20 protein-coding genes are annotated in these 22865 nt (G+C 34.8%); 6 read left to right on the top strand and 14 right to left on the bottom strand.

Features of this window, described 5'->3' with window-relative positions; translation table 11 throughout:
- Positions 1–33 precede the first annotated feature (33 nt).
- Both BTOYO_RS16535 and BTOYO_RS16530 read right to left on the bottom strand, forming a co-directional pair.
- Positions 34–213: an acid-soluble spore protein H gene (locus tag BTOYO_RS16535; RefSeq protein ID WP_000383122.1), complete on the bottom strand. Its 180-nt coding sequence runs from the start codon at positions 211–213 to the stop codon at positions 34–36.
- A gap of 191 nt (positions 214–404) precedes the next feature.
- Positions 405–692 carry an ArsR/SmtB family transcription factor gene (locus BTOYO_RS16530; RefSeq protein ID WP_000081428.1) on the bottom strand — a complete coding sequence of 96 codons (288 nt, stop codon included), beginning with the start codon at positions 690–692 and terminating at the stop codon, positions 405–407.
- An 810-nt stretch (positions 693–1502) separates the two neighbouring features.
- Between BTOYO_RS16530 and BTOYO_RS16525 the strand changes: the two genes are divergently transcribed.
- Positions 1503–3122 (top strand): L-lactate permease, encoded by a 1620-nt coding sequence (locus tag BTOYO_RS16525; protein ID WP_000109129.1) that lies wholly within the window; start codon positions 1503–1505, stop codon positions 3120–3122.
- Positions 3123–3162: 40 nt separating this feature from the next.
- On the opposite strand, the gene aspA is transcribed toward BTOYO_RS16525, so the two are convergent.
- From aspA to gloA2, 3 genes are all read right to left on the bottom strand, one after another.
- The gene (aspA, locus tag BTOYO_RS16520) at positions 3163–4596 is read right to left on the bottom strand and encodes an aspartate ammonia-lyase (RefSeq protein WP_000562163.1); all 1434 of its coding nucleotides are present in this window, start codon (positions 4594–4596) and stop codon (positions 3163–3165) included.
- Between the two features lie 173 nt (positions 4597–4769).
- Positions 4770–6068, bottom strand: a complete 1299-nt coding sequence (locus tag BTOYO_RS16515) for a hemolysin family protein (protein WP_000353290.1) — start codon at positions 6066–6068, stop codon at positions 4770–4772.
- Between the two features lie 108 nt (positions 6069–6176).
- Entirely contained in the window at positions 6177–6563 is a 387-nt protein-coding gene (gloA2, locus tag BTOYO_RS16510; RefSeq protein WP_001017658.1) for an SMU1112c/YaeR family gloxylase I-like metalloprotein, read from the bottom strand.
- A 91-nt stretch (positions 6564–6654) separates the two neighbouring features.
- On the opposite strand from gloA2, the gene BTOYO_RS16505 reads away from it, so the two are divergent.
- The 3 genes from BTOYO_RS16505 to BTOYO_RS16495 all read left to right on the top strand — a co-directional run bounded on the left by BTOYO_RS16505 (position 6655) and on the right by BTOYO_RS16495 (position 10676).
- Positions 6655–7833: a NupC/NupG family nucleoside CNT transporter gene (locus BTOYO_RS16505; protein WP_000668851.1), complete on the top strand. Its 1179-nt coding sequence runs from the start codon at positions 6655–6657 to the stop codon at positions 7831–7833.
- Between the two features lie 330 nt (positions 7834–8163).
- Positions 8164–9180 carry an LCP family protein gene (locus BTOYO_RS16500; RefSeq protein ID WP_002093839.1) on the top strand — a complete coding sequence of 339 codons (1017 nt, stop codon included), beginning with the start codon at positions 8164–8166 and terminating at the stop codon, positions 9178–9180.
- Between the two features lie 233 nt (positions 9181–9413).
- Positions 9414–10676, top strand: a complete 1263-nt coding sequence (locus BTOYO_RS16495; protein ID WP_000777338.1) for a VanW family protein — start codon at positions 9414–9416, stop codon at positions 10674–10676.
- Positions 10677–10730: 54 nt separating this feature from the next.
- On the opposite strand, the gene BTOYO_RS16490 is transcribed toward BTOYO_RS16495, so the two are convergent.
- The gene (locus BTOYO_RS16490) at positions 10731–11003 is read right to left on the bottom strand and encodes a hypothetical protein (protein WP_000288801.1); all 273 of its coding nucleotides are present in this window, start codon (positions 11001–11003) and stop codon (positions 10731–10733) included.
- Positions 11004–11018: 15 nt separating this feature from the next.
- Positions 11019–11537 carry an RNase A-like domain-containing lipoprotein gene (locus BTOYO_RS16485; protein ID WP_000822696.1) on the bottom strand — a complete coding sequence of 173 codons (519 nt, stop codon included), beginning with the start codon at positions 11535–11537 and terminating at the stop codon, positions 11019–11021.
- Between the two features lie 399 nt (positions 11538–11936).
- Between BTOYO_RS16485 and BTOYO_RS16480 the strand changes: the two genes are divergently transcribed.
- The gene (locus BTOYO_RS16480; RefSeq protein WP_000852217.1) at positions 11937–12485 is read left to right on the top strand and encodes a TVP38/TMEM64 family protein; all 549 of its coding nucleotides are present in this window, start codon (positions 11937–11939) and stop codon (positions 12483–12485) included.
- Between the two features lie 63 nt (positions 12486–12548).
- Here the strand turns inward: BTOYO_RS16480 and BTOYO_RS16475 are convergent, their stop codons facing one another.
- The 3 genes from BTOYO_RS16475 to BTOYO_RS16470 form a co-directional block, all read right to left on the bottom strand.
- Positions 12549–14249: a M4 family metallopeptidase gene (locus tag BTOYO_RS16475; RefSeq protein ID WP_000730354.1), complete on the bottom strand. Its 1701-nt coding sequence runs from the start codon at positions 14247–14249 to the stop codon at positions 12549–12551.
- A gap of 165 nt (positions 14250–14414) precedes the next feature.
- Entirely contained in the window at positions 14415–14543 is a 129-nt protein-coding gene (locus tag BTOYO_RS27390) for an NprX family peptide pheromone (RefSeq protein WP_000733136.1), read from the bottom strand.
- Between the two features lie 14 nt (positions 14544–14557).
- Complete coding sequence (locus tag BTOYO_RS16470) at positions 14558–15817, bottom strand: helix-turn-helix transcriptional regulator (protein WP_001187940.1); 1260 nt, start codon at positions 15815–15817, stop codon at positions 14558–14560.
- A gap of 199 nt (positions 15818–16016) precedes the next feature.
- On the opposite strand from BTOYO_RS16470, the gene BTOYO_RS16465 reads away from it, so the two are divergent.
- On the top strand, positions 16017–17480 hold the full coding sequence (locus BTOYO_RS16465) for a nicotinate phosphoribosyltransferase (RefSeq protein ID WP_001110357.1): 1464 nt from the start codon (positions 16017–16019) through the stop codon (positions 17478–17480).
- Positions 17481–17682: 202 nt separating this feature from the next.
- On the opposite strand, the gene BTOYO_RS16460 is transcribed toward BTOYO_RS16465, so the two are convergent.
- The 4 genes from BTOYO_RS16460 to BTOYO_RS16445 all read right to left on the bottom strand — a co-directional run bounded on the left by BTOYO_RS16460 (position 17683) and on the right by BTOYO_RS16445 (position 22832).
- Positions 17683–20049, bottom strand: a complete 2367-nt coding sequence (locus tag BTOYO_RS16460) for a heavy metal translocating P-type ATPase (protein ID WP_000796581.1) — start codon at positions 20047–20049, stop codon at positions 17683–17685.
- Positions 20050–20069: 20 nt separating this feature from the next.
- Entirely contained in the window at positions 20070–20447 is a 378-nt protein-coding gene (locus BTOYO_RS16455; RefSeq protein ID WP_000829682.1) for an ArsR/SmtB family transcription factor, read from the bottom strand.
- A gap of 291 nt (positions 20448–20738) precedes the next feature.
- A complete protein-coding gene (locus BTOYO_RS16450) occupies positions 20739–21287 on the bottom strand; it encodes a class I SAM-dependent methyltransferase (RefSeq protein WP_000894487.1) in 549 nt (182 codons plus the stop codon).
- Positions 21288–21416: 129 nt separating this feature from the next.
- The gene (locus BTOYO_RS16445) at positions 21417–22832 is read right to left on the bottom strand and encodes an amino acid permease (protein WP_001284896.1); all 1416 of its coding nucleotides are present in this window, start codon (positions 22830–22832) and stop codon (positions 21417–21419) included.
- Positions 22833–22865: the final 33 nt, after the last annotated feature.

The following is a 22865-nucleotide window of genomic DNA, read 5'->3' as shown; positions in this document are numbered from 1 at the left end:
AAGACGCTTCTAAAATTAGAAGCGTCTTTTTTATTATTTCTCCTCTAAAGCCGTCACGTCCACATGAACGCTCTCACCAGGATTAGATACGTCATACACTTGGGCACTCCCCTTCTGCTCATCACAGCTCTCAATCCATACTGGTACGCCCTCATATGTAACGTCAATTTTACTTGAAGAAGATAAGATTTGTTTCACACGTTGCACATCCATACTACTATCCCTCCTTTTGCTTACTACACTCCTTTCTATTTTTTCTTTTCCTTTTAGAATATATTCCGTAAGGCAGCATGTTGATTGATAGTCATTTCTTCCTCACTTGTTAATATTTACTCTCTCGCTACCTTTCTGACAAATAAAAAAAGACGTATATTCCACACGTCTTTTTCCATAATATTCAAATTTTAAGAAAATAATGTTTTTACTACTGCACTTACTTTATCATTATGGATTTGATAATACACTTCTAATCCTCGTCTCTCAAAGCGCACTACCTTATTTTGCTTTAACTTCGTTAAATGTTGTGAAACCGTTGATTGCGGAATTTCTAATACTTCCTGTAGTTGTGTTACATTACACGTTCCACGTTGCATTAGTTCCATTACTAGGCGTAGACGCAACGGATGCGCTAACGCTCTTAACATTTGTACATCTTCTTCTGAAATACGACATTCGAATTGATTTTGGCTCATAAAGTTCCCCTCATTTTCGTTTTTATTTTCTTTTTATTTATTTATATATCTGTTCTTATATTTCCTGTTACGACATAACTTTATCAACCTATAACGCTGAAAATTTTTTCCACCTTTATCAGCATAGAATTCAGGAAAAAATCCTTACTGATTTTGAATATTATACTATATGATATAACGAAAAAGCAAAACAAAGGGCTACAAATACTTTGCTTGCAAACGTTGTTTTATCAGGCTTTTTGTTATATTTTCACCTCATTGAAACGCAAAGTAATGATATTGTAAAATACCGTCTATAATTGATAAACTTCCGTAAAGTAGTTGGAGTATACTTAACCTCTTTGTTACACTAAAAGGAATTTTCAGTAAAAAGAGATGCTCTAGTATTAAGAATTTGCTTCTTATTTTTTATTCATATTACATTTGGCTGGAATGTTATTCAAAACCTCATAATGAAATAAACCACTCCTTCCCCAACTAGATCAAACAGGACAGATAAGTGCAATATATCAAACTTTATATTCGATACAAAAGACGGCATCTACTATACACCTATTGGGACAATGACATATGAACAAAATACTCACTGAATAAAGTTTCACTTTAAAAAGCGCACTCAAATACATTTAAGTGCGCTTTTTGTCTACTTTATGAACAAAGCTTTCTTTTAACACTATTATGGAATAATTATACTTTTTTACGTTGACAATAGTGTTGAAGGAGAATATACTAAGCATGTAAGTTGATTGTGAATTATTTCACAAACAATGTGAATTTCTTCACATATAATAGATAGGAGTTGTCATTATTATGAGTACTTGGACACAAATTTATGACCCATTAAACAACATTTGGTTATCTGCACTAATCGCAGCACTTCCAATTTTTTGCTTCATTATTTGTTTAGTGGGATTCAAAATGAAAGGTTACATGGCTGGGCTTTACAGTGTAATTGTTGCTATTATTCTTGCTATATTTGTTTATAAAATGCCTACAACTGCAGCAGTAGCATCTGCCGGATTTGGTGTTTTATCTGGATTTTATCCAATTTGTACTATCGTTATCGCAGCTATCTTCCTTTACAAATTAACTGTTAAAACAGAACAATTCAATGTCATTCGTGATAGCATTTCAAGTATTACAAATGATCAACGTTTACAAGTATTATTAATCGCTTATTCTTTCGGCGCTTTCTTAGAAGGCGCAGCTGGTTTCGGTGTTCCGGTTGCTATTACAGCTGCATTACTTGTAGGTATGGGCTTTAATCCATTAAAAGCAGCGGGCATTTGCTTAGTAGCTAATATCGCTGGTGGTGCTATGGGGGCTATGGGTATTCCAGTTACAGTACCTGCACAATTAACTGGAATAGATGCATTAACTGTGGGTCGTCAAGCAGTTTACATTTTGCCATTCATTAGCATTGTTTTACCGTTCTTACTTGTTTCAATGGTAGATGGATTTAAAGGCATTAAAGAAACTTGGCAAGGTATTCTTGTAAGTGGTGTTTCTTTCGCAATTACTCAGTTCGTTGTAACTTACTTCTTAGGCGCTGAACTTACTAATATTTTCGCAGCAGTCATAAGTATGGTCGCTCTTGCATTATTCTTACGTGTTTGGCAACCAAAATCTTCTGCTAAAGAAGAAAAACAAGAAGAAAAAGAATCTCATACATTCAATCAAATTTTATATGCTTGGTCTCCATTCGTATTCTTAACTGCATTTGTAACAATCTTTAATTTAAAACCAATTAAAGCTTTATTTGCTCCGGATGGTCCATTAGCAAACTTAGTATTTAACATTCAATTCCCTGGTCTTCATAATCAAGTTATAAAAACTGCACCAATCACAAAAGCTGATATACCTTTCGCAGCGATTTTCAAACTAGATGTATTCTCTTCTACAACTACTGCGATTGTATTAGCAATTATCGTTTCACTTATCGTCTACCGTGTAAACGGCAAAATGATTAAAGAATTAATGATTGAAACAATAAAAGAATTAAAGGTTCCAGTATATACAATTTGTAGCGTTATCGCTTTAGCTTACGTAGAGAACTACTCTGGTATGTCATCTACACTTGGACTTGCATTCTCTTCTACTGGAAATGTATTCCCTATTCTTTCTCCAATCTTAGGATGGATTGGCGTATTCATTACTGGTTCAGTAGTATCTAGTGGTTCACTATTCGCACCACTTCAAGCAGTAACTGCCGATCAATTAAACATCGTCCCATCTACTCTCGTTTCATTAAACGTAGTTGGTGGCACAATAGCAAAAATGGTTTCACCACAATCCATAGCAGTTGCTTGTGCGGCAGTTGGACTAGTTGGTAAAGAATCTGCTCTATTTAAAACAGTGATGAAATATAGTTTAATCTTCTTAGCTATTATTAGCTTACTTCAATTAAATGCTGTATTTAATATCTTTTAAAAATAAAACACCGATCCAAATAGATCGGTGTTTTTTCACATTACATCTTCTTATTCTTTAATAAAGAAGCACCAGCAATTTCAGGATGCGTCATTTCGAATGGATCTAAAATAATATCCAATTCTTCTTCTGTCAGTACACCATGTTCTAAGCATAACTCCCTAACAGATTTCCCTGTTTCAATCGCTTCGCGAGCAATGCGAGATGCTGCTTCATAACCAATGTGAGGGTTAACTGCTGTAATAATTCCAACACTTTTCTCAACATATTGCTTCAGCAATTCTTCATTTGCTGTAATTCCTTTAATACAGTATTCTCGGAATACACGGAATCCGTTATTCATAATACTAATAGATTGAATTAAATTAAATACAAGCACAGGCTCCATTACGTTTAATTCTAATTGTCCTGCTTCTGAAGCCAAGCAAATTGTATGATCATTACCAATTACTTGGAAAGCAACTTGATTAATTACTTCTGCCATAACTGGATTTACTTTACCTGGCATAATAGATGAACCTGGTTGGCGTGCAGGCAATTGAATCTCTGCTAATCCGACACGTGGCCCAGACGCCATAATACGAAGATCGTTTGCAATTTTAGACATATTCATCATACATACTTTTAATGCTGCAGATACTTCTGTGTATGCGTCTGTGTTTTGCGTTGCATCAACTAAATGCTCTGCGCCGACAAGTGGGAATCCGCTAAATGTTCGTAAATGTTTTACCACATGTTCAATGTACGTAGGATTTGCATTTAATCCCGTACCAACAGCTGTCGCCCCCATATTCACTTCATATAAATGTTGACGAGACTGTTTAATTCTTTTTATATCACGCGCAAGCACGCGGCTATACGCTTCAAATTCTTGTCCAAGGCGAATTGGCACTGCATCTTGTAAATGTGTACGTCCCATTTTAATGACGTGATCGAACTCTTTTGCCTTTGTACGGAAAGCAGCATGAAGTTCTTCCATTGTAATAAGAAGCTCTTCTAACATCATAAGAGTTGCAATATGAATTCCCGTTGGAAACGCATCATTTGTTGACTGAGCCATGTTCACATGCGTGTTTGGGCTAATTTTCGCATACTCACCTTTTTCGTATCCCATACGTTCTAATGCTCTATTCGCAATTACTTCATTTGTATTCATATTAATGGAAGTTCCAGCACCGCCTTGAATTGGATCCACAATAAATTGATCATGGAACTTTCCATCAACAATTTCTTGTGCTGCTTCCGCAATTTCTTGCCCAATATCTTTAGCTAAATAACCGGTATCCATATTCGCAAGTGCCGCCGCCTTTTTCACAATTGCCATTGCCGTAATGAGTGACGGATGAATGCGATATCCTGTAATTGGAAAGTTTTCTACGGCACGTAATGTTTGTACACCATAATAAGCTACACTTGGTACTTCCTTTTCACCTAAAAAATCTTTTTCTATACGTATATCCTTCGTTGCTATCATTTGCATCACCTATACTTTTTCATTCTAAATCCTTATCTAAAAAATCCGCCATCTCAAAATACGAGTATTATTCAGAAGAATTTTTCAGTATCCACCTTCACTATATAGCACCTTTTTTGAAAGCGCAAACATTTAATTTTCTATATATCCTTTTTATTAAAGTTTATAGAAAATCATTCTTCTACTTTCTTTATCTCAACTCGTTTAATTTGATGCATATCCTTTTCAAGGACTTTAAAATAAAAACCATGTTTCTCAATAACATCCCCTTCAGCAACGACTTGTTTTTGTACCATGATCCAACCACCAATTGTATCTACATCATCAGCAACCAAATGTATGCCAAATAAATCATTTACTTCACTAATAAGCACTTTTCCCTCTACAATTTTACATCCTTCGCTTATGTGTTCGATAGGCGGGTGTTCATCTTCATCGTATTCATCTCGAATTTCTCCAACAATTTCTTCTAAAATATCTTCTAGCGTGACAATGCCTGCTGTACCACCATATTCATCATATAATACAGCTAACGGAATTCGCCTTCTTTGCATTTGTAATAGCAAATCATGAATTGGGATATTTTCTAATACTTCAATAACTGGCCTTGTATATGGTGTAATCGAGCACTCTTCCTCTCGATTACCATCCATATAACGAATAAATAAATCTTTTACATTAACCATTCCGATAATCTCATCTTTATCTTCACCAAATACAGGATATCTCGTATATTTTTCTTGCGCAATTACTGTAATATGTGTTTCAAACGGCTCGTCCTCATATAATCCTACAACTTCCGTACGAGGTACCATAATTTCCTTTGCTACTCTATTATCGAATTCAAAAATATTATTTACGTATTTAAATTCCCTTTGATTAATCTCTCCGCTCTCATAGCTCTCCGATAAGATTAACCTTAATTCTTCTTCTGAATGAGCTACTTCATGTTCAGAAGCTGGATGTAATCCAAATAAACCTGTTACAAGCCTTGCTGAACCATTTAAAGCCCAAATAAACGGATACATAACTCGGTAAAAATAAATAAGTGGCTTTGATAATAATAAGCTAACTTGCTCTGACCTTTGTATAGCTAATGTTTTTGGGGCAAGTTCCCCAATAACAACATGTAAAAATGTAATCACTGCAAAGGCAATAATAAATGAAATTGTACTAGCAATGGCAGGAGATAATTGTAACTTTAAGAACAATGGCTCGAGTAAATGTTTTATAGTTGGCTCTCCTAACCACCCGAGCCCTAACGCAGTAATCGTAATACCTAACTGACATGCTGATAAATACTCATCTAAATTTGCAGTTACTTTTTTAGCAGCCAATGCACCTCGTCGTTTTTCAGTAACGAGTTGATCAATGCGACTGCTACGCACCTTAATAATTGCAAACTCAACAGCCACAAAAAAAGCTGTTAATGCAATAAGAATGGCTACCATCAATAATTTTAAAATATCCACATATGCCCTTTAGCTTTCTTAGCTAAAGTTACACCTCCTTTTAAAAAGAAGTTTCACTTTAGTTTCTTCAATTATTAGAAAGCAACCCTATATAAAATTCACCAATTTTCAAACCTCATATAATTCTAAAGGTAAACCGTCAGGATCTTGGAAAAAGACGAATTTCTTCCCCGTTATTTCATCAATACGTATCGATTCCGTCTCAACACCACATTGATTTAAATGCGTCACAGCTTCTTCTATATTTATAACTGCAAATGCTAAATGTCTAAGACCAGTTGCTTCTGGAAAACTTGGGCGCTCAGGCGGACTTGGAAATGAAAATAATTCTATTTGATACTCTTCTCCTACACATAAATCCAACTTATAAGAATCGCGTTCCTTTCTATATACTTCATTTATCACTTTAAAACCTAATATTATAGTATAAAAATCCTTTGACACTTCATAATTCGAACAAATAATTGCAACGTGATGCACTTTACATATATTCATGATTTCTCTATTCCTTTCTTTACCAAAGATGCATATTCTCCCTTGAAATGAAAAACATATATAGCAGAACATCTCTTTTAGGGGGCTTACTATGAAATTTATCACTTTTTTTGTCGGACTTATCGTCGTTTTCTTCCTTGCTTATATTGCTAGCAATAATAAGAAACACATTAAATTCAAACCTATTTTCATCATGCTTATTATACAGTTAATTTTAACCTATTTATTATTAAATACAGAAATTGGTCTCATACTTATTCGGTTCATTTCCAGCCTTTTCACAAAGCTACTCGAGTATGCTGCTGATGGTATAAACTTTGTGTTTGGCGGTCTTGCAAATAAAGGTGAGATGTCATTTTTCCTTACTGTATTATTACCGATTGTCTTTATTTCCGTCTTAATTGGTATATTACAACATTTCAAAATACTACCATTTTTTATTCATTGGATTGGTTTCTTTCTTAGCAAGATAAATGGTCTTGGGAAATTAGAATCTTACAATGCCATCGCTTCCGCTATTGTCGGCCAATCAGAAGTGTTTATTACGGTAAAAAAGCAATTAGCACAAATTCCAAAACACCGTCTTTATACACTTTGTGCATCAGCCATGTCAACAGTATCTATGTCTATCGTAGGTGCCTATATGACGATGATTGAACCTAAATATGTAGTAACCGCACTCGTTCTCAATTTATTTAGCGGCTTTATTATCATACTCATCATTAACCCTTACGACGTTAAAGATGAAGAAGATATTTTGGAAATAAAAGGTGAAAAGCAAAGTTTCTTTGAAATGCTTGGCGAATATATTCTTGATGGTTTCCGAGTAGCCATTGTCGTTGGCGCCATGCTCATCGGATTCGTAGCATTGATTAGCTGCATTAATGACCTATTCCTCATTATATTCGGCATCACTTTTCAGCAATTAATCGGCTACGTATTTGCACCTATTGCATTTCTTATCGGTGTACCAAGTTCTGAAATTGTCGCAGCTGGTAGCATTATGGCAACGAAGCTTGTAACGAATGAATTTGTAGCAATGATGGATCTTAGTAAAATTTCCAATAGCCTTTCTCCCCGTACAGTTGGTATCATTTCTGTTTTCCTCGTTTCTTTTGCCAACTTTTCTTCTATTGGAATTATTTCCGGTGCAGTAAAAGGGTTAAACGAAGACCAAGGAAATGTTGTGGCAAGGTTTGGGCTTAAATTACTATATGGAGCTACTCTCGTTAGTATTTTATCTGCAATTATCGTAAGTATTATGTTGTAATTAGGTAAAATTTTATCATTTTCTTATCCCTATCTTTTGTATACAATAACGAATAGGTGTCTTATAAAGTGAAACTTTACTCAGAGGGGACTATCCCCCTCTGAGTATTAGCCTTCACCAATCGGGCTTTTACGGGCAGTTAACTCCCACCTAACTTCCTTGCATTCGCTGGACTTTGAGGTGGGAGTTTTACTGCCCGTTAATGCGGGATAAATAATCAAGACATCTATTTTTTATACATGTACAATCGCTTTTATTTAGCGTAAAATATTTTTTATGTGTTTTAATACACCTAGATGTATACACTTTGATAGTTTTAAAGGAGAAAAAATGATGAAATCCGACACAAACAACAATATGCGAGCCAAAACAGGACGCTCAAAGAAAAAACGCCTACTTTGGTTCCTTCTTATTCCATTACTAATTGTAGCACTTGGAGCAGGAGGTTACTCCTTCCATATATACAGTAAAGCAAAATCCATTTTAAATAACGCTTATTCTGAACTAGGTCGAGGAGATAAATCCAACAAACGTGAAAAAGCAGTTAAACCTATGACTGATAACATTTCCGTACTTATTATGGGTGTTGATGAAAGTGATATTAGAGAAAAAAATTATGGAAAAGCAACTCGTACGGATGCGCTATTACTTGCAACAATTAATAAAAACGATAAATCCGTTAAACTTGTAAGCATTCCACGTGACTCACGCGTCTACATTAAGTCACGTGATAAATACGATAAAATTACACATGCACACGTATTCGGCGGTGTAGACAGCACGATTGATACAGTAGAGAACTTTTTAGACGTTCCTGTTGACTACTACGTAAAATTTAACTTTAAATCCTTTATCAAAATCGTTGATTCCCTTGGCGGTATTACTGTCGATGTTCCTGTTGAGTTTACAGAACAAAATAGTAAAGACGAAGCAAATGCAATTCATCTTAAAAAAGGACGTCAACATTTAAACGGAGAAGAGGCACTTGCACTAGCTAGAACTCGTCACATCGATAGCGATTATATGCGTGGTCAACGACAACAACTTGTTTTAGAAGCTATTGCCGAAAAAGCACTATCTCTTAATTCCATTAATAAAATCGGTGGCCTACTAGATGCTGTCGATAATGATTTAAAAACAAATTTAACTTTTGATGATATGATGACAATTGCAAAAAATTCAATGGATTCAAGTTTAAAAATGGACAAATTTCAAGTGGAAGGTACAGATAAATATATAGATGGTATTTATTATTACGTTCCAAACGAAAAAAGCGTCAATAATATATCGACAACACTTCAAGAACATCTCGGTGTTACGAATAAAAATGAGCATAAAAAATTATAATAAAAAGGCTGCTAGATTTTCTAGACAGCCTTTTTATTATAATTTTCAACAAATTTTTCATGCATATTGTGACAAAAAGAGACAATTATTACAACAGTGTAACATTTTTTATAAAAACATTACACACACAGTGGAAATAATAGTATACTAGAACTTACATACTGTTATTTTCATCATTTTTATACAAAAAATGTAATACATATATTTATACACAAATTTCTGGGGGGAAATAAATGAAGCTAAGTAAAATACTGATCGGTTCTGCAATTGCAGGGGGCATATTACTTTGTGTAGGCGGTATTGGTGGATATCAATATGTATCCAAATTAAATAATCAATTAAATAACACCGCATTACCAAATACTACGTTTGAAGGTATTTCTCTTGCTGGAAAAAATAAAGCAGATATTCAAGCAATTATTAATCAAAAAATAAATGAATTAGATCAAAAATCTCTTACCTACATATTCCAAGATGATAAACAAACTTACATATGGAAAGATTTAGGTATAAATTATAAAGAGAAAGATATTGTAAACAAAATCTTTAAAGAACAAGAAGGAAACGTAATGAGTCGTTACAAAATGCGGAAGCAAGCTGAAAACGATGAATTAAAACGTGACTATAAATTAACACCACAATTAAATACAACAGCTTATGAAACCTTTATAAAAGATAAATATAATGAAACATTAAAAAATCCTGTTAATGCAGAATTAAGTATTGAAGGCTCTACTGTAAATGTTAGCCAAAGTCAAAACGGAGAAAAAATTGATAAAGGCAAACTACGCGATTTAACAAACGAAGCTATTACTACTGGTAAATCAGATGTTACATTACCGGTTACATTAATAAAACCAGAACGTTCTACAGAAGATATACAGAAAATGGGAATTAAAGAAGTCATTGCTGAGTACTCTACTCCAATGGCTGGCCGTAATGGTAATCAATCCTTTAACGTAAATAAATCAGCTAATACTTTAAGTGGAGTTATTGTAGCACCTGATGAAACGTTTAGTTTTAATGGCCGTGTTGGTGTAACTGATGCTGCACATGGTTATAAATCTGCCGCAGTATATTCACAAGGTAAAGTTATACAAAGTGCAGGCGGAGGCGTTTGCCAAGTCAGTAGTACTTTATATAGCGCAGCTTTAAGGGCAGATTTAGGAATTGTTTCTCGAAGTAATCATTCTATGCCCGTAAATTATTTACCACTTGGGCAAGATGCAGCAGTGGCAGACTATGGTCCGGATTTAAAATTTAAAAACAATACAGGTAATCATATTTATATTCAAGCATTTTCAAATGGAGGGAGTATTACTACACGCATTTTCGGTACAAATACTGGTAAAAATGTTGAAGTTTCTTCTCAAGTAATTAGTAGAACTAATGATAAAATAACAGCGGTTACGTATAAAAAAGTAACACAAAACGGCGAAGTACTATCAAATGGACAAATTTCAAAAAGCGTATATAAAAGTGCCCCAAAACAATGAGATACTATCAAACGGACAAATTTCAAAAAGCATAAAGAAAAAGGCGTGATCTACTCACGCCTTTTTCTTTTGCAGTAATAGTAAAAAAGTTTCAAGATGATCCTTCGTTTCTTCTAAAGACCATATACGATTCCCTTGCTTCGCAGCCAGTACGCACGCTTCTTCCCACGCGTTCTTGTTCTTCATATATACTAATTCATCGCGTAATTTCAAAACAATTTCTTCATCTTCTTGCTCTATAAACTCTGCCATCACGCTTACTATTTCATCCTCATGAATACTTAACGTACAGTATGATTTAAGAAAGTATTGTAATGTCGTATACATATGTACTCCCCCTTCTTATTTGTCAGATGGATAAGAAGTAATAATCTTATATCCTAAATCTCCTGACTTATCTCTCGCTAAAACAGTAACAGTTTTTACTAACTTATCTTTTACATTCATATTTTTCTTTATTACCGTTTTCCCGACCGGGAATGAATGAGTTGTATTTAATACGAGACGAGCCTCTTTAGAATTTTTTAACCAATCTTGAATTTCTTTATCATGTTGCTTCAAACTATCTTTTACAGCTTTCGTCGCTGTTTCTTTATCATAATATGTACTTGCCGCTGATACTTTATCTGTCTTCAAACGATTCTTCAAATCCTCTTCTGATTTACCTACATGCCTTTCAATCGTATGACCATTTTTAGGCGGCCCTTCCATTTCATCTAAAATATTATCACTAATTTTTTCTACTGACGTACCTTGATTCCCTGTTTGTTTCTCAGTTTTTTGTTCTTTTCCTGCACATCCACTTAAGATCAGCATCAATGCCAGTAAACTACTGAAGAAAAGACTACTTATTCGTTTCATCATATCACCTCTTCCATGATTATTATCGTAACTTCACTAAAAGTCAATTTCACAACGAAAAAACACATACATTTTTTAAACCCTTCAGCTATTTTGCTATGTTTACCACTCTATCTTCATCAAACCACTATTTTTCACCTACTTTAAAATATACCCCTGTGATTTTCTAATTATTTCCCGAATTAAAATACCATTTAAAACACTACATAAACCCTTTAAAAACAAGGTTTATGTAGTGTTTTTCAACAAATTAAAATATACCCCCTTTTTTGTATACCCAATACCTATATACCGTATACAAATGCCGTTCTGTCAACGTTTTCTACATTATGTAAATTTCTCCTTGCCTATCCATTCGAAATATGGTGTAATGCAAAAAAAGATAAAGGATTTTATAATATGGCAGAAACGATTCAAAATTTCCTAACAGAATACTATTCAATCGCAATTCCACTTAGTATCTTAATCAATATCATCATCAGTCTTTTAGGTTTTATCCCTAGCATCTTTTTAACCGCCATTAATATACAGCTATTTGGCGTTACAAATGGCACACTCATTTCGATCGCAGGCGAAGCATTAGGCGCTATTATCTCGTTTTATATTTATCGCATAGGCCTTCAAAAGTTCACTCACGATAAAGTAAATAAGTATCCAAAGGTAGAGCGTCTTCTTTATGTAGAAGGTAGAGAGGCCTTTCTACTCGTTCTATCGTTTCGATTTATACCTTTCATCCCATCAATTATCGTGACTTTATTTGCAGCTCTAGGGAAAATGTCATTACTCTCCTTCAGTATTGCCAGTACAATAGGTAAAATACCGGCCTTATTGATTGAAGTATATTCGGCATATCATGTTATGAACGGAACAAATGAAGCGAAGTGGATTGTAACAATCGCAGGTTGCATTGGATTGTTCTATTTGTGGAAAAAATGGAGAAAAAAATAAAGAAGGAGCCTATGCTCCTTCTTTATTTTTGAAGTATTTTATTAATATCTATCCCTTAAATCCTTAGTTTACACCAACAGCACTAAATGATTGCTTCACTGCATTTACTTCTGCAGAGCTAGCACCATATAAATCCGCTGCAGCTTGTACTGCACCAGCACGAGCTTGACTAAATGTAGTAGATTGCGTGAAATACTGTGTATTTGCACGGTAGTAAATCGCACCTAATTTATCTTTACCAATACCAGTTACAGTTACACCAGAATGCGTACCGCCATTTGCTAATAAATAAGCTTGCTTGTTAATAATACCACTGTTCGTATGAACCCCACCGTTATCACTAGTACCAGTGTAACGCTTAGAATAATGGTCTGGGTCACCATATTTCGCTGGATCACTCATAGAGCGAAGTGCATCTCCTGCTTTACCAGGCGTGTAAATATCTTCACCAATTTCCCAATCTGGATTACGATTATCATAGTATTCTACTAAAGTACCAAAGATATCAGAAATTGCTTCATTTAGCGCTCCTGATTCATTTTGATAAATTAAATCCGAGCTATTTTCCGTAACAGCATGCGTTAATTCGTGACCAATTACATCAATTCCACCAGATAATGAAGTGAATGTTACACCATCACCATCTCCGTATACCATTTGTGAACCGTTCCAGAATGCATTATTATACTTACTTCCGTAATGAACTGTTGATTTTAATGGTGCTCCTGCATCATTAATAGAGTTTCTATTAAATGTAGCTTTATAATAATCATATGTTCTACCAGCATAGAAATGAGCATCTACTGCTGCTGCATCATACGCTGCATTGAAAACATTATCTGCATCTGCCCATAATGTTCCCGGTAATGTTGAACGGTTTTTCGCATCATATGTGAAAATTGTTGCCCCGCGCGTATTATCTTGCAAGTAGTAAGATGACCCAGATAACGTTGTATTAAGCGATTTCGTATCTCCTAATACACCTTTACCAGTTCCCACTTTATTCGTTCCTGTTACTGGCTTTGCAGCAGCTTTTGCTTCCTGTTTAGGAGCATCTTGCTTAACTGGTGACTTATCTTCATTTGTTACATGATCAAGTTTATTATATTTATTTAACACTTTGCCGCTGTCTGCTTCAATGAAATAGTAGTAGTTTCCTGGGCTTGGATCTAAGAAGTTTAGATTTACAACGTATGCATATGTTGTTTCTTCACCGTTTTGATATACATATAAGTCCGCTTTTGGTTCTACCTCATATTTCGGTGTTACACCTAAATCTTGCTGCGCGATTGCAATCGCTTTTGCGCCTTCAATCTTATTTTTATTTTTCAACTTTTCTTTCTTGTCTAAATCAGGTGCAACTGTTCCAGACAATACTTTTAAAGAACCATCTTTACTTACGTGAGCTACTTGAGTAGAACCCCATACAGGTACTCCTTCGTAAACTTGTTGCATACGTACTACTGTTGAATCAGTTACAGCATCTTTTTTCACTTGTTTCACTTTGAAAGAATCTTGCGCACTCTTTTCCCCTAGCTTATAATCACCTTTTGCTGCATTTAAATAATCAAACACAACAGATTCCGCTTTCTTGCCAGTTGCTCCAGTTAGATCACCAGAAATAAACTCAGGCGACTTCACTGTCTCATTGTACTTCTTCGTAGAGAGCACATTTTTTGAATCTGCAAACGCAGAGCCTGTCCCTCCAAATGTAGTAACTGCCATTCCTGCCGCTAACACTAACGCTAAACTTTTCTTTTTCATGAACCTTCCCCCTAATAAAAATTTTTTTGAAAAAGAGTAGTTTCATATTAGCATTATGTTTCCACTATTAATATACTAAAAATTCAAATAATTATTTTCTCAAGTTTTGTAGAATTTTGAGGAACAAATATTGAAAAAACCCTTTCCGTTAGGAAAGGGTTTTTTTTATAAATTAATTTGTTCAACTGTTTTAGCTTCTTGCCCTAGAGTATCCGGCTTCCAAGCATACTGAATATCCAATACTACAGCTGCAATTGCCATAACCACAAATGTTCCTGCAATTAACTTTTTCATACTATCCCTCCTCTTTATTCTTCTAATAAAGTAATTGCTAATTTATAATAGCGATTACTTTCTTTAAAATCTGAGCATTCTTCTAAGTATTCAGCTAGTTCTAAGTATACTTTCTTTAAATCTTTTATATTTTCCTCTGTTTTAAAGAAAGGAACTACTTCTGTTTCTAGAAATTTTTTATAGAGGTCTCTTTCTTCAAAATATTTATATCTTAAATTTAACAATAAATATAACATCCCTTTGTATCTCTCATCTTTCCTTGCAGCAAGGATACCTTTTTCAATCCATTCAGCCGCTTCCTCAAGTTCTCCTAATTGAATACACTGCAACGAGAGCTCATACATGGCATCAATATAATTCATATCCTCTTCTTTTTTATATTTTAAGCATTCTATATAATACTCTTTCGCCTTGGCATAATTTTTTTGTCGGTAGTACAGATAACCAATATTATTTAAAGCAATAGAAAGAATATTATCTTTATCAGCAAAAGAAGTTGCTTCTCTTATGATATGATTATAGATTTCCATAGCTTCATTATATTGTTTTTTTCTAGTATAACTAAACGCAATTAAAAACTTACAATTAATTATATTTCTAAATTTATATTCGCTTTTAAAACCTTCTAATGCCACATTAGCAAAGTATAATGTCATATGATCTATTTCCATCTGACTATATGTCAATGCTAAATTATAATATATTCCTGTTTCATAATATCCTAACTCTTTCGCCATCGATTCTGTTTTTAACAAATACTCTAACGCTTGCGTATATTTGTACTGCACAGAATATAATAATGCCTTATTATACGTATATAACATCTTCTGAAAAGGCGAGTATTTCTTATACACTTTCTTCAATCCGTCCAATTCTTCTTCAACAGCAGGGAGATCCCGCTTCATCATTAAATAACGTGTATACAGCAGTTTATAATAATTTATAATTTCAAAATCCAAAACATGCTTCATTTCACCTTGCAACTCTTCATATATGCGTTCTACTTGTTGCTTATCCAAATGAACTAGTGCATTCAACCATTCATCCAGCTTCCCCTTCACATCTTCTTCTACATCTCTTAAATCCGTTACAGCAATCTCTAATCTTGCGCAGAGCAATTGTAGAATTTCTTCTGATGCTTCGATCTTTCCATTTTCGATCTTACTTAAGTATGAGACAGAACAAATGCCCTGACATAATTCTTCTTGTGTCATTTTTTGCTGTAGCCGTTTATAAAAGACTTGTTTGCCTATTTTTTCTAATGTTTGTTGCATTGTCCTCCTCCATTCTCATTACCCCCATTACTCTAATAATACATAAAATTTAAAGAAATATAAATTGATAAATGTTAATTTTCTAAAAAATATGCATTATTTCATTTTTTTCTCTCTTGACTTCACATCAATATCTCTTCTTTGCTACGAACGTCGTAAAATTGGTATACTATAACCAAATTACGGAGGTGTTTTCGCAATGAATTATTATAAAGACGATAGTTATGCCTTACATACAGATTTATATCAAATCAACATGGCTTATACATATTGGAAAGATGGTATTCATAATCGCCGTTCTGTTTTTGATTTATATTTTCGAAAGCTTCCATTTGAGAATGGCTACGCTGTTTTTGCTGGTCTTGAAAAAATTGTAGAGTACATAGAAAATTTCAGTTTTACCGAGAGCGATATCGCTTATTTAGCAGAATTACAATTTGAAGAAGAATTCCTTCATTATTTACAAAATATGAAATTCACTGGGGTCATTCGTAGTATGCAAGAAGGTGAAGTTGTATTCAATAACGAGCCTTTATTACGTGTTGATGCACCACTCGGTGAAGCACAAATTATTGAAACTGCCCTTTTAAACATTGTGAATTACCAAACATTAATTGCAACAAAAGCTGCTCGTATGAAGCATGCTGCAAATAACGATGAACTTTTAGAGTTTGGCACAAGACGTGCTCATGAATTTGATGCTGCCCTTTGGGGAACACGTGCTGCCTTTATTGGCGGTTTCTCATCTACAAGCAACGTTCGTGCTGGAAAACGCTTCGGGATACCTGTAGCCGGCACACATGCTCACTCTTTCGTTCAAGCGTATCGCGATGAATATGTCGCGTTTAAAAAATACGCTGAAACTCACAAAAAATGTGTTTTTCTCGTCGATACATATGACACATTAAAATCTGGTGTTCCAAATGCGATTCGTGTTGCAAAAGAATTTGGAGATCGTATTGATTTCTATGGCATTCGTCTTGATAGTGGTGATATGGCTTATTTGTCTAAAAAAGCAAGAATATTACTAGATGAAGCTGGGTTTACAAATACAAAAATTATCGCTTCTAGCGATTTAGATGAATACACAATTATGCACCTTAAATCTCAAGGAGCAAAAATTGATGTATGGGGTGTTGGAACAAAATTAATTACATCCTTTGAGCAACCAGCATTAGGGGCTGTTTACAAACTAGTTGCGATTGAAGATACTGACGGGAAATTAAATGACACGATTAAAATTTCATCTAACCCTGAAAAGATTACAACTCCAGGGCTTAAACGAATTTATCGTATAGTCAACAGGGTTAATAATCATGCTGAAGGCGATTATATTGCGTTAGATTCTGAAGAGCCTGAAAAAGAAGAACGCTTAAAAATGTTCCACCCTGTTCACACATACATAAGTAAATTCGTAACAAACTTTGAAGCACGTGAACTGCATAAAGACATTTTCGTTAACGGTGAAAGAACATACGAACTACCAAGTATATTAGATATTCAAAAGTATAACGAACAGAGTCTCGCTCTATTTTGGGAAGAATACATGCGAACTTTAAACCCCGAAGAGTATCCTGTCGATTTAAGCCAAGAATGCTGGGATCATAAAATGAATTATATTCAAACTGTTCGTGAACAAGTTGAAAAAAACATACAAAAATAAACAGAGAAGTTTCCTCCTTCTCTGTTTTTTCAATACTATATGAATATTTGTAAAAAATATATTAAAATAACAAGGTGAATATTTTTTATTTGTAAAATTTAATATTACGTTATTAAAAACTAAAATAATATTTGATATTATTTTATTGAGTCACTTTCAACAAAATAACCGATAAAAAAGAGGACGCAATTGCGCCCTCTTTTTATAAATCTTTCACTCGTAGTACACGCATTGCATTTAATACTGCAATTAACGTCACACCCACATCTGAGAAAACAGCTTCCCACATTGTCGCTATACCAAAAGCACCAAGTAATAAAACTAATCCTTTTACACCTAATGCAAATATAATATTTTGCCATACAATACTTCTTGTGCGTTTTGCAATTTTAACAGCTGTTGCAATTTTTGAAGGTTCATCAGTCATTATAACGATATCTGCAGCTTCAATCGCTGCATCCGATCCTAAGCCACCCATAGCAATACCAACGTCCGCTCGTGCTAATACTGGCGTGTCGTTAATACCATCACCAACGAAAGCAACTTTTTCTTTTCCACGCTTAGCCGCATCAATTTTTTCAATCTCTTCTACTTTTTGTTGTGGTAGTAGTTCTGCGTGAACTTCATCTAAACCTAATTCTTTTCCAACAGCTTCACCAACTGCTTTTGCATCCCCAGTTAACATCACTGTCTTCTTGATACCTAGTTCTTTTAACTTTTGAATCGCTTGTTTTGAATCCTCTTTTACCTCATCTGAGATAACAATATAACCTGCGTATTTACCATCTACAGCAACGTGAACTAATGTACCTACTGTTTCTGGTTGCTTAAATTCAATATTTTCTTTTCTCATTAATTTAGCATTACCTGCAAAAATTTCTTTTCCTTGTACTTTTACAACTGTACCATGACCAGAAATTTCACTATAGTCTTCAATAGCATTTTCATCGATTGATTTTCCATATGCATTTCGAATAGATTGTGCAATTGGATGATTTGAATATACTTCTGCAAACGCTGCATACTCTAACAGTCCTTCACTAGTAGTACCTTCACTTGGCTCCATTTTTGTAACTTTAAAGACACCTTTTGTTAATGTACCTGTTTTATCAAAGACGATATATTTCACATCATTCAATGCTTCTAAATAGTTACTTCCTTTTACTAAAATCCCACTTTTGGATGCACCACCGATACCTCCAAAGAATCCAAGAGGAATGGATACGACTAACGCACATGGACAAGAGATAACTAAGAATACTAACGCTCTATAAATCCACTCGGAGAATGTAGCACCTTCTAAAATAAGCGGTGGAATAAACGCCATGATCGCTGCTGTAATAACTACAACAGGAGTATAGTAGCGCGCAAATTTCGTAATAAAGTTTTCTGTCGGTGCTTTTTTACTACTTGCATTTTGAACTAAATCTAAAATTTTTGATACAGTAGATTCACCAAATTCTTTTGTAACTTCAATTGTTAATACACCATTTTGGTTTACAAAACCACTTAATACGTCATTACCAACTTCTACTTCACGCGGTACAGATTCACCTGTAAGTGCTGAAGTATCCATCATTGATGTTCCCTCGACTACTTTTCCGTCTAATGGTACTTTCTCACCCGGTTTTACGATAATATAATCGCCGATTTGTACATCTTCCGGTGATACTTGTTTCGTTTCATTTCCAACCTTTACATTCGCATAATCAGGGCGAATATCCATTAATGAAGTAATTGATTTTCGAGAGCGATTTACTGCAATACTTTGGAATAGTTCCCCTACTTGATAAAATAGCATTACCGCAACAGCTTCTGAATATTGTTGAATTGCAAAAGCTCCTACAGTTGCAATTGCCATTAAAAAGTTTTCATCGAATACTTGGCCGCGAGTTATGTTTCTTACCGCTCTCCAAACGATATCTCCACCTATTAATAAATACGCAAGGACGAATAATGGAATTGTTATCATTTGTGGTAAATCAGCTAAGGCAGCAATTCCTGTCAAAATTCCACCGACTACTAATCGCCCTATCATCTTTTTCACATTTGCTTCACCATGGTCGTGACTATGTCCGTGGTCATGGCCGCTCTTTTCTTCACGAACAACTTTCACATCTGGTTCTAACTTTTGAACGACATTCTTTATATCTTCTACAGTCGATTCTAACTCTCTTTTATTCGCAACTTCTACTCGTAATTTCTTTGATACGAAATCAACAGTTGCTTCTGAAACTGTCGGCATTTCCTTAACTTTATTTTCAATCTTCATTGCACAGTTCGCGCAATCTAAACCTTCTAATATAAAAACTTCTTTTGCAGCTTTATTTTTTTGCTCTTCTTGCACTTTAATATGTGGTTCTAACTTTGTAACAAGCTGTTTTGCTTCTGTCACAACTTCATTTTCTTTATTTTGTGCTGTTTCTAAAACCATCGTCTTTGTTGCAAAGTTTACAGAGCAAGAATTTACTCCTTCTATATTCCCAACGCCTTTTTCAATTTTCATTGCACAGTTCGCACAATCTAAACCTTCTAACATCAGTTTCTTTTTCACTAATGCTTCTGCCATCGTTCTCCCTCCTCGCGTTTTTATTCTTCCTCGTTTACGTGTTCAAACGCTTGCTCGAAGATATGAATTACGTGCTGGTCAGCTAACGAATAATAAACGACCTTTCCTTCTTTACGATTCTTTACAAGTTTCGCTTGCTTTAACACACGTAGCTGATGTGAAATAGACGATTGTGTCATTCCTAATAAATAAGCTAAATCACAAACGCACATTTCAGCTTCAAATAATGCATGTAATATTCTCGTACGCGTACGGTCACCTAATACTTTAAATAGTTCTGCTACTTTACTTAAACTTTCATCAGTCGGAATTGTTTGCTTCACTTGATTCACGACTTCCTCATGAATTACCGTTTGAGAACAAGTTTCCTGCGGTGTTTCTACTTTATTTTCAGCCATTATAGCTCACCTCTTTAATTGAACATATGAACAACTGTTCATATATCTTATACTTTTATTATATGAGCGCCTACTCATATGTGTCAATAAAATCCGAAAGATTTTTTTGACAATTCCATTCACATTTCAACATATACATATCAATATTCTCCGCACCTATCATACTCTTCATACAAAAAGGATGCACGAAAACTATCGTGCATCCTTCTCTTATTTCCCCTACATTAGCTACCCGTAAAAGCCCGATTGTTGAAGGCTAATAATCAGCAGGAGATAAAGAACCCCCACTGATTAAAGTTTCACTGCATCCACAATTAACGAAGCAAATTCTAATGTACCATCTTGATTTCTATGATCAAAACGTTTCGAGCGATAAATAAAACCATCTTTCTCATTCCAATCATTATAATGAAACTTACCATTCTCATCACAGTATTCTAAAGTCCTAACTTGAAAACCTGCCGATTCAAACATGGACGTGATTGTTTTATAGTTATGAACGATTTTATGACTTGCTGCTGGATGATCTAATGGCCCTGGTCCACCTACTTGTACACCTTGCTGATATTCTTCATCTGGGAAAAATGCATCTGGCACTGCACAACGAATATATCCACCCTCCGTTAAAAACTCATAACAAATTTTTGCAGCTTCGATTCCTTCTTCGTACGATAAATGCTCCCATACATGTTCCGCTAAAATTGCTGATAAAGAATTAGGTTGAAATTTATCAAGCCAAGTTTCTCTTCGCAATAAATTTAATTCTTCTTCATTCGTATGTAACCAACCAGGGTTATTATTATACTCCTCTGCTCCAACAACCACTTTCGTTTCTAGCATTCCTCTTCCTCCCCTTTTTTCATATTCCGACATAAAAATTCGACAATTTAACATTTATTTCCTTCCTTATCCAAAAGAAAAAGCCTTGTGCGCTCCCTAGACGCACAAGGCTTACTATTTTATATCCCTTTAATTAGCTTGATCTAAATTATCCTGCGAACTTCCATCGTCTTTTAAATGACTATGTTTTTTCGAATAAACAAAGTATACAACTACTCCAATTGCTAACCAAATACCGAAGTATATCCATGTTGTTAATGGTAAATTTACCATTAAGAATAGACAACATGCAATTGAAATAATCGGTAAGATCGGTACAAGTGGTACCATAAATCCACGCTGTAATTTCGGATGCGTTTTACGAAGAATGATAACAGTTACACCAACCATGGCGAATGTTAATAACGCTCCAATATTCGCTAAATTCGACAATTCTTTTAAATCGATAAATCCAGCAATTAAAGCACTACCAATTCCTGTTAACCAAACTGAAAATGTTGGCGCTTCAGTCTTCTTGTTAATTTTCGCAAAAGATTTTGGTAATAAACCGTCACGGCTCATTGCGAAGAATACACGTGTTGTCGCATAAATGTAAGCGAAAATTACAGCCATAATACCGATTACAGCTCCAATAGCAATTACACCAGCCACTTTATCTTGTCCTACAACTTCTAACACATATGCCATAGCTTCAGGTACATCTAATTCCTTATAAGAAACCATACCTGTCATAACGAGACAAACTACAACATAAATGATTGTACAAATAACTAACGAGGCAATAATACCAATTGGTAGATCACGTTGCGGATTTTTTACTTCTTCAGCAGAAGTTGCTAATGCATCAAATCCTAAGAAAGCAAAGAATACTGCTGCTCCCCCTGCGAACACTCCACTTAAACCGTAAGGTGCAAATGGTATCCAGTTTTCTGGTTTCACGTAGAATACACCAACTGCAATGAATAAAACAACAATACCAATTTTAATTAATACCATTATGTTATTCACACGCTTACTTTCTTTTGTACCTCGTGATAATAACCAAGTTATCACTAACGTAACGATAACTGCCGGTAAGTTTACCATACCACCTTGCGCTGGAATCGTTAGCAATGCTTTTGGGATTTCAAGTCCCAATCCACTCACTAAATTATTGAAATAACCCGTCCATCCGCCAGCTACTGCGGCAGTCGTTACGACATATACGGATAACAATGTCCATCCCATTAAATGAGCAACAAACTCACCAATTGTTGCATACGAATATGTGTACACACTACCTGAAACAGGGAGTGTAGATGCAACTTCCGCATAACATAAAGCTGCAAATCCACAAACAATTGCTGCAATCATAAATGAAAAAATAACTGCTGGACCAGCATCTCTTGCTGCTACTAATCCAGTTAATACTAGAACTCCTGTACCAATTATCGCACCAATTCCTAGCATTGTTAGGTCGAATGCCCCTAGCGTTTTCGTTAAAGTTTTACTTTTACTTTCCCCTAACAATTGCGTAACGGATTTCTTTTTAAATAGGTTGGCCACGATGAATGCCCCCTTTTGCCAAGAAGAGCTAAG

It is taken from the genome of Bacillus toyonensis BCT-7112, assembly GCF_000496285.1.
Taxonomy (GTDB): Bacteria; Bacillota; Bacilli; order Bacillales; family Bacillaceae_G; genus Bacillus_A; species Bacillus_A toyonensis.
The sequence above is the reverse complement of the archived record's forward strand: the minus strand, read 5'-3'. Positions and strand labels throughout refer to the sequence as shown.

Bases quoted from the DNA above. Each gene is read 5' to 3' on its own strand.
- BTOYO_RS16460 (WP_000796581.1), bottom strand. From the start codon at position 20,049: ATGGCAGAAGCATTAGTGAAAAAGAAACTGATGTTAGAAGGTTTAGAT.
- BTOYO_RS16500 (WP_002093839.1), top strand. From the start codon at position 8,164: ATGATGAAATCCGACACAAACAACAATATGCGAGCCAAAACAGGACGC.
- aspA (WP_000562163.1), bottom strand. From the start codon at position 4,596: ATGATAGCAACGAAGGATATACGTATAGAAAAAGATTTTTTAGGTGAA.
- BTOYO_RS16495 (WP_000777338.1), top strand. From the start codon at position 9,414: ATGAAGCTAAGTAAAATACTGATCGGTTCTGCAATTGCAGGGGGCATA.
- BTOYO_RS16485 (WP_000822696.1), bottom strand. From the start codon at position 11,537: ATGAAACGAATAAGTAGTCTTTTCTTCAGTAGTTTACTGGCATTGATG.
- BTOYO_RS16465 (WP_001110357.1), top strand. From the start codon at position 16,017: ATGAATTATTATAAAGACGATAGTTATGCCTTACATACAGATTTATAT.
- BTOYO_RS16455 (WP_000829682.1), bottom strand. From the start codon at position 20,447: ATGGCTGAAAATAAAGTAGAAACACCGCAGGAAACTTGTTCTCAAACG.
- BTOYO_RS16450 (WP_000894487.1), bottom strand. From the start codon at position 21,287: ATGCTAGAAACGAAAGTGGTTGTTGGAGCAGAGGAGTATAATAATAAC.
- BTOYO_RS16475 (WP_000730354.1), bottom strand. From the start codon at position 14,249: ATGAAAAAGAAAAGTTTAGCGTTAGTGTTAGCGGCAGGAATGGCAGTT.
- BTOYO_RS16505 (WP_000668851.1), top strand. From the start codon at position 6,655: ATGAAATTTATCACTTTTTTTGTCGGACTTATCGTCGTTTTCTTCCTT.
- BTOYO_RS27390 (WP_000733136.1), bottom strand. From the start codon at position 14,543: ATGAAAAAGTTAATTGCAGGAACATTTGTGGTTATGGCAATTGCAGCT.
- BTOYO_RS16530 (WP_000081428.1), bottom strand. From the start codon at position 692: ATGAGCCAAAATCAATTCGAATGTCGTATTTCAGAAGAAGATGTACAA.
- BTOYO_RS16525 (WP_000109129.1), top strand. From the start codon at position 1,503: ATGAGTACTTGGACACAAATTTATGACCCATTAAACAACATTTGGTTA.
- BTOYO_RS16535 (WP_000383122.1), bottom strand. From the start codon at position 213: ATGGATGTGCAACGTGTGAAACAAATCTTATCTTCTTCAAGTAAAATT.
- BTOYO_RS16470 (WP_001187940.1), bottom strand. From the start codon at position 15,817: ATGCAACAAACATTAGAAAAAATAGGCAAACAAGTCTTTTATAAACGG.
- gloA2 (WP_001017658.1), bottom strand. From the start codon at position 6,563: ATGAATATATGTAAAGTGCATCACGTTGCAATTATTTGTTCGAATTAT.
- BTOYO_RS16480 (WP_000852217.1), top strand. From the start codon at position 11,937: ATGGCAGAAACGATTCAAAATTTCCTAACAGAATACTATTCAATCGCA.
- BTOYO_RS16490 (WP_000288801.1), bottom strand. From the start codon at position 11,003: ATGTATACGACATTACAATACTTTCTTAAATCATACTGTACGTTAAGT.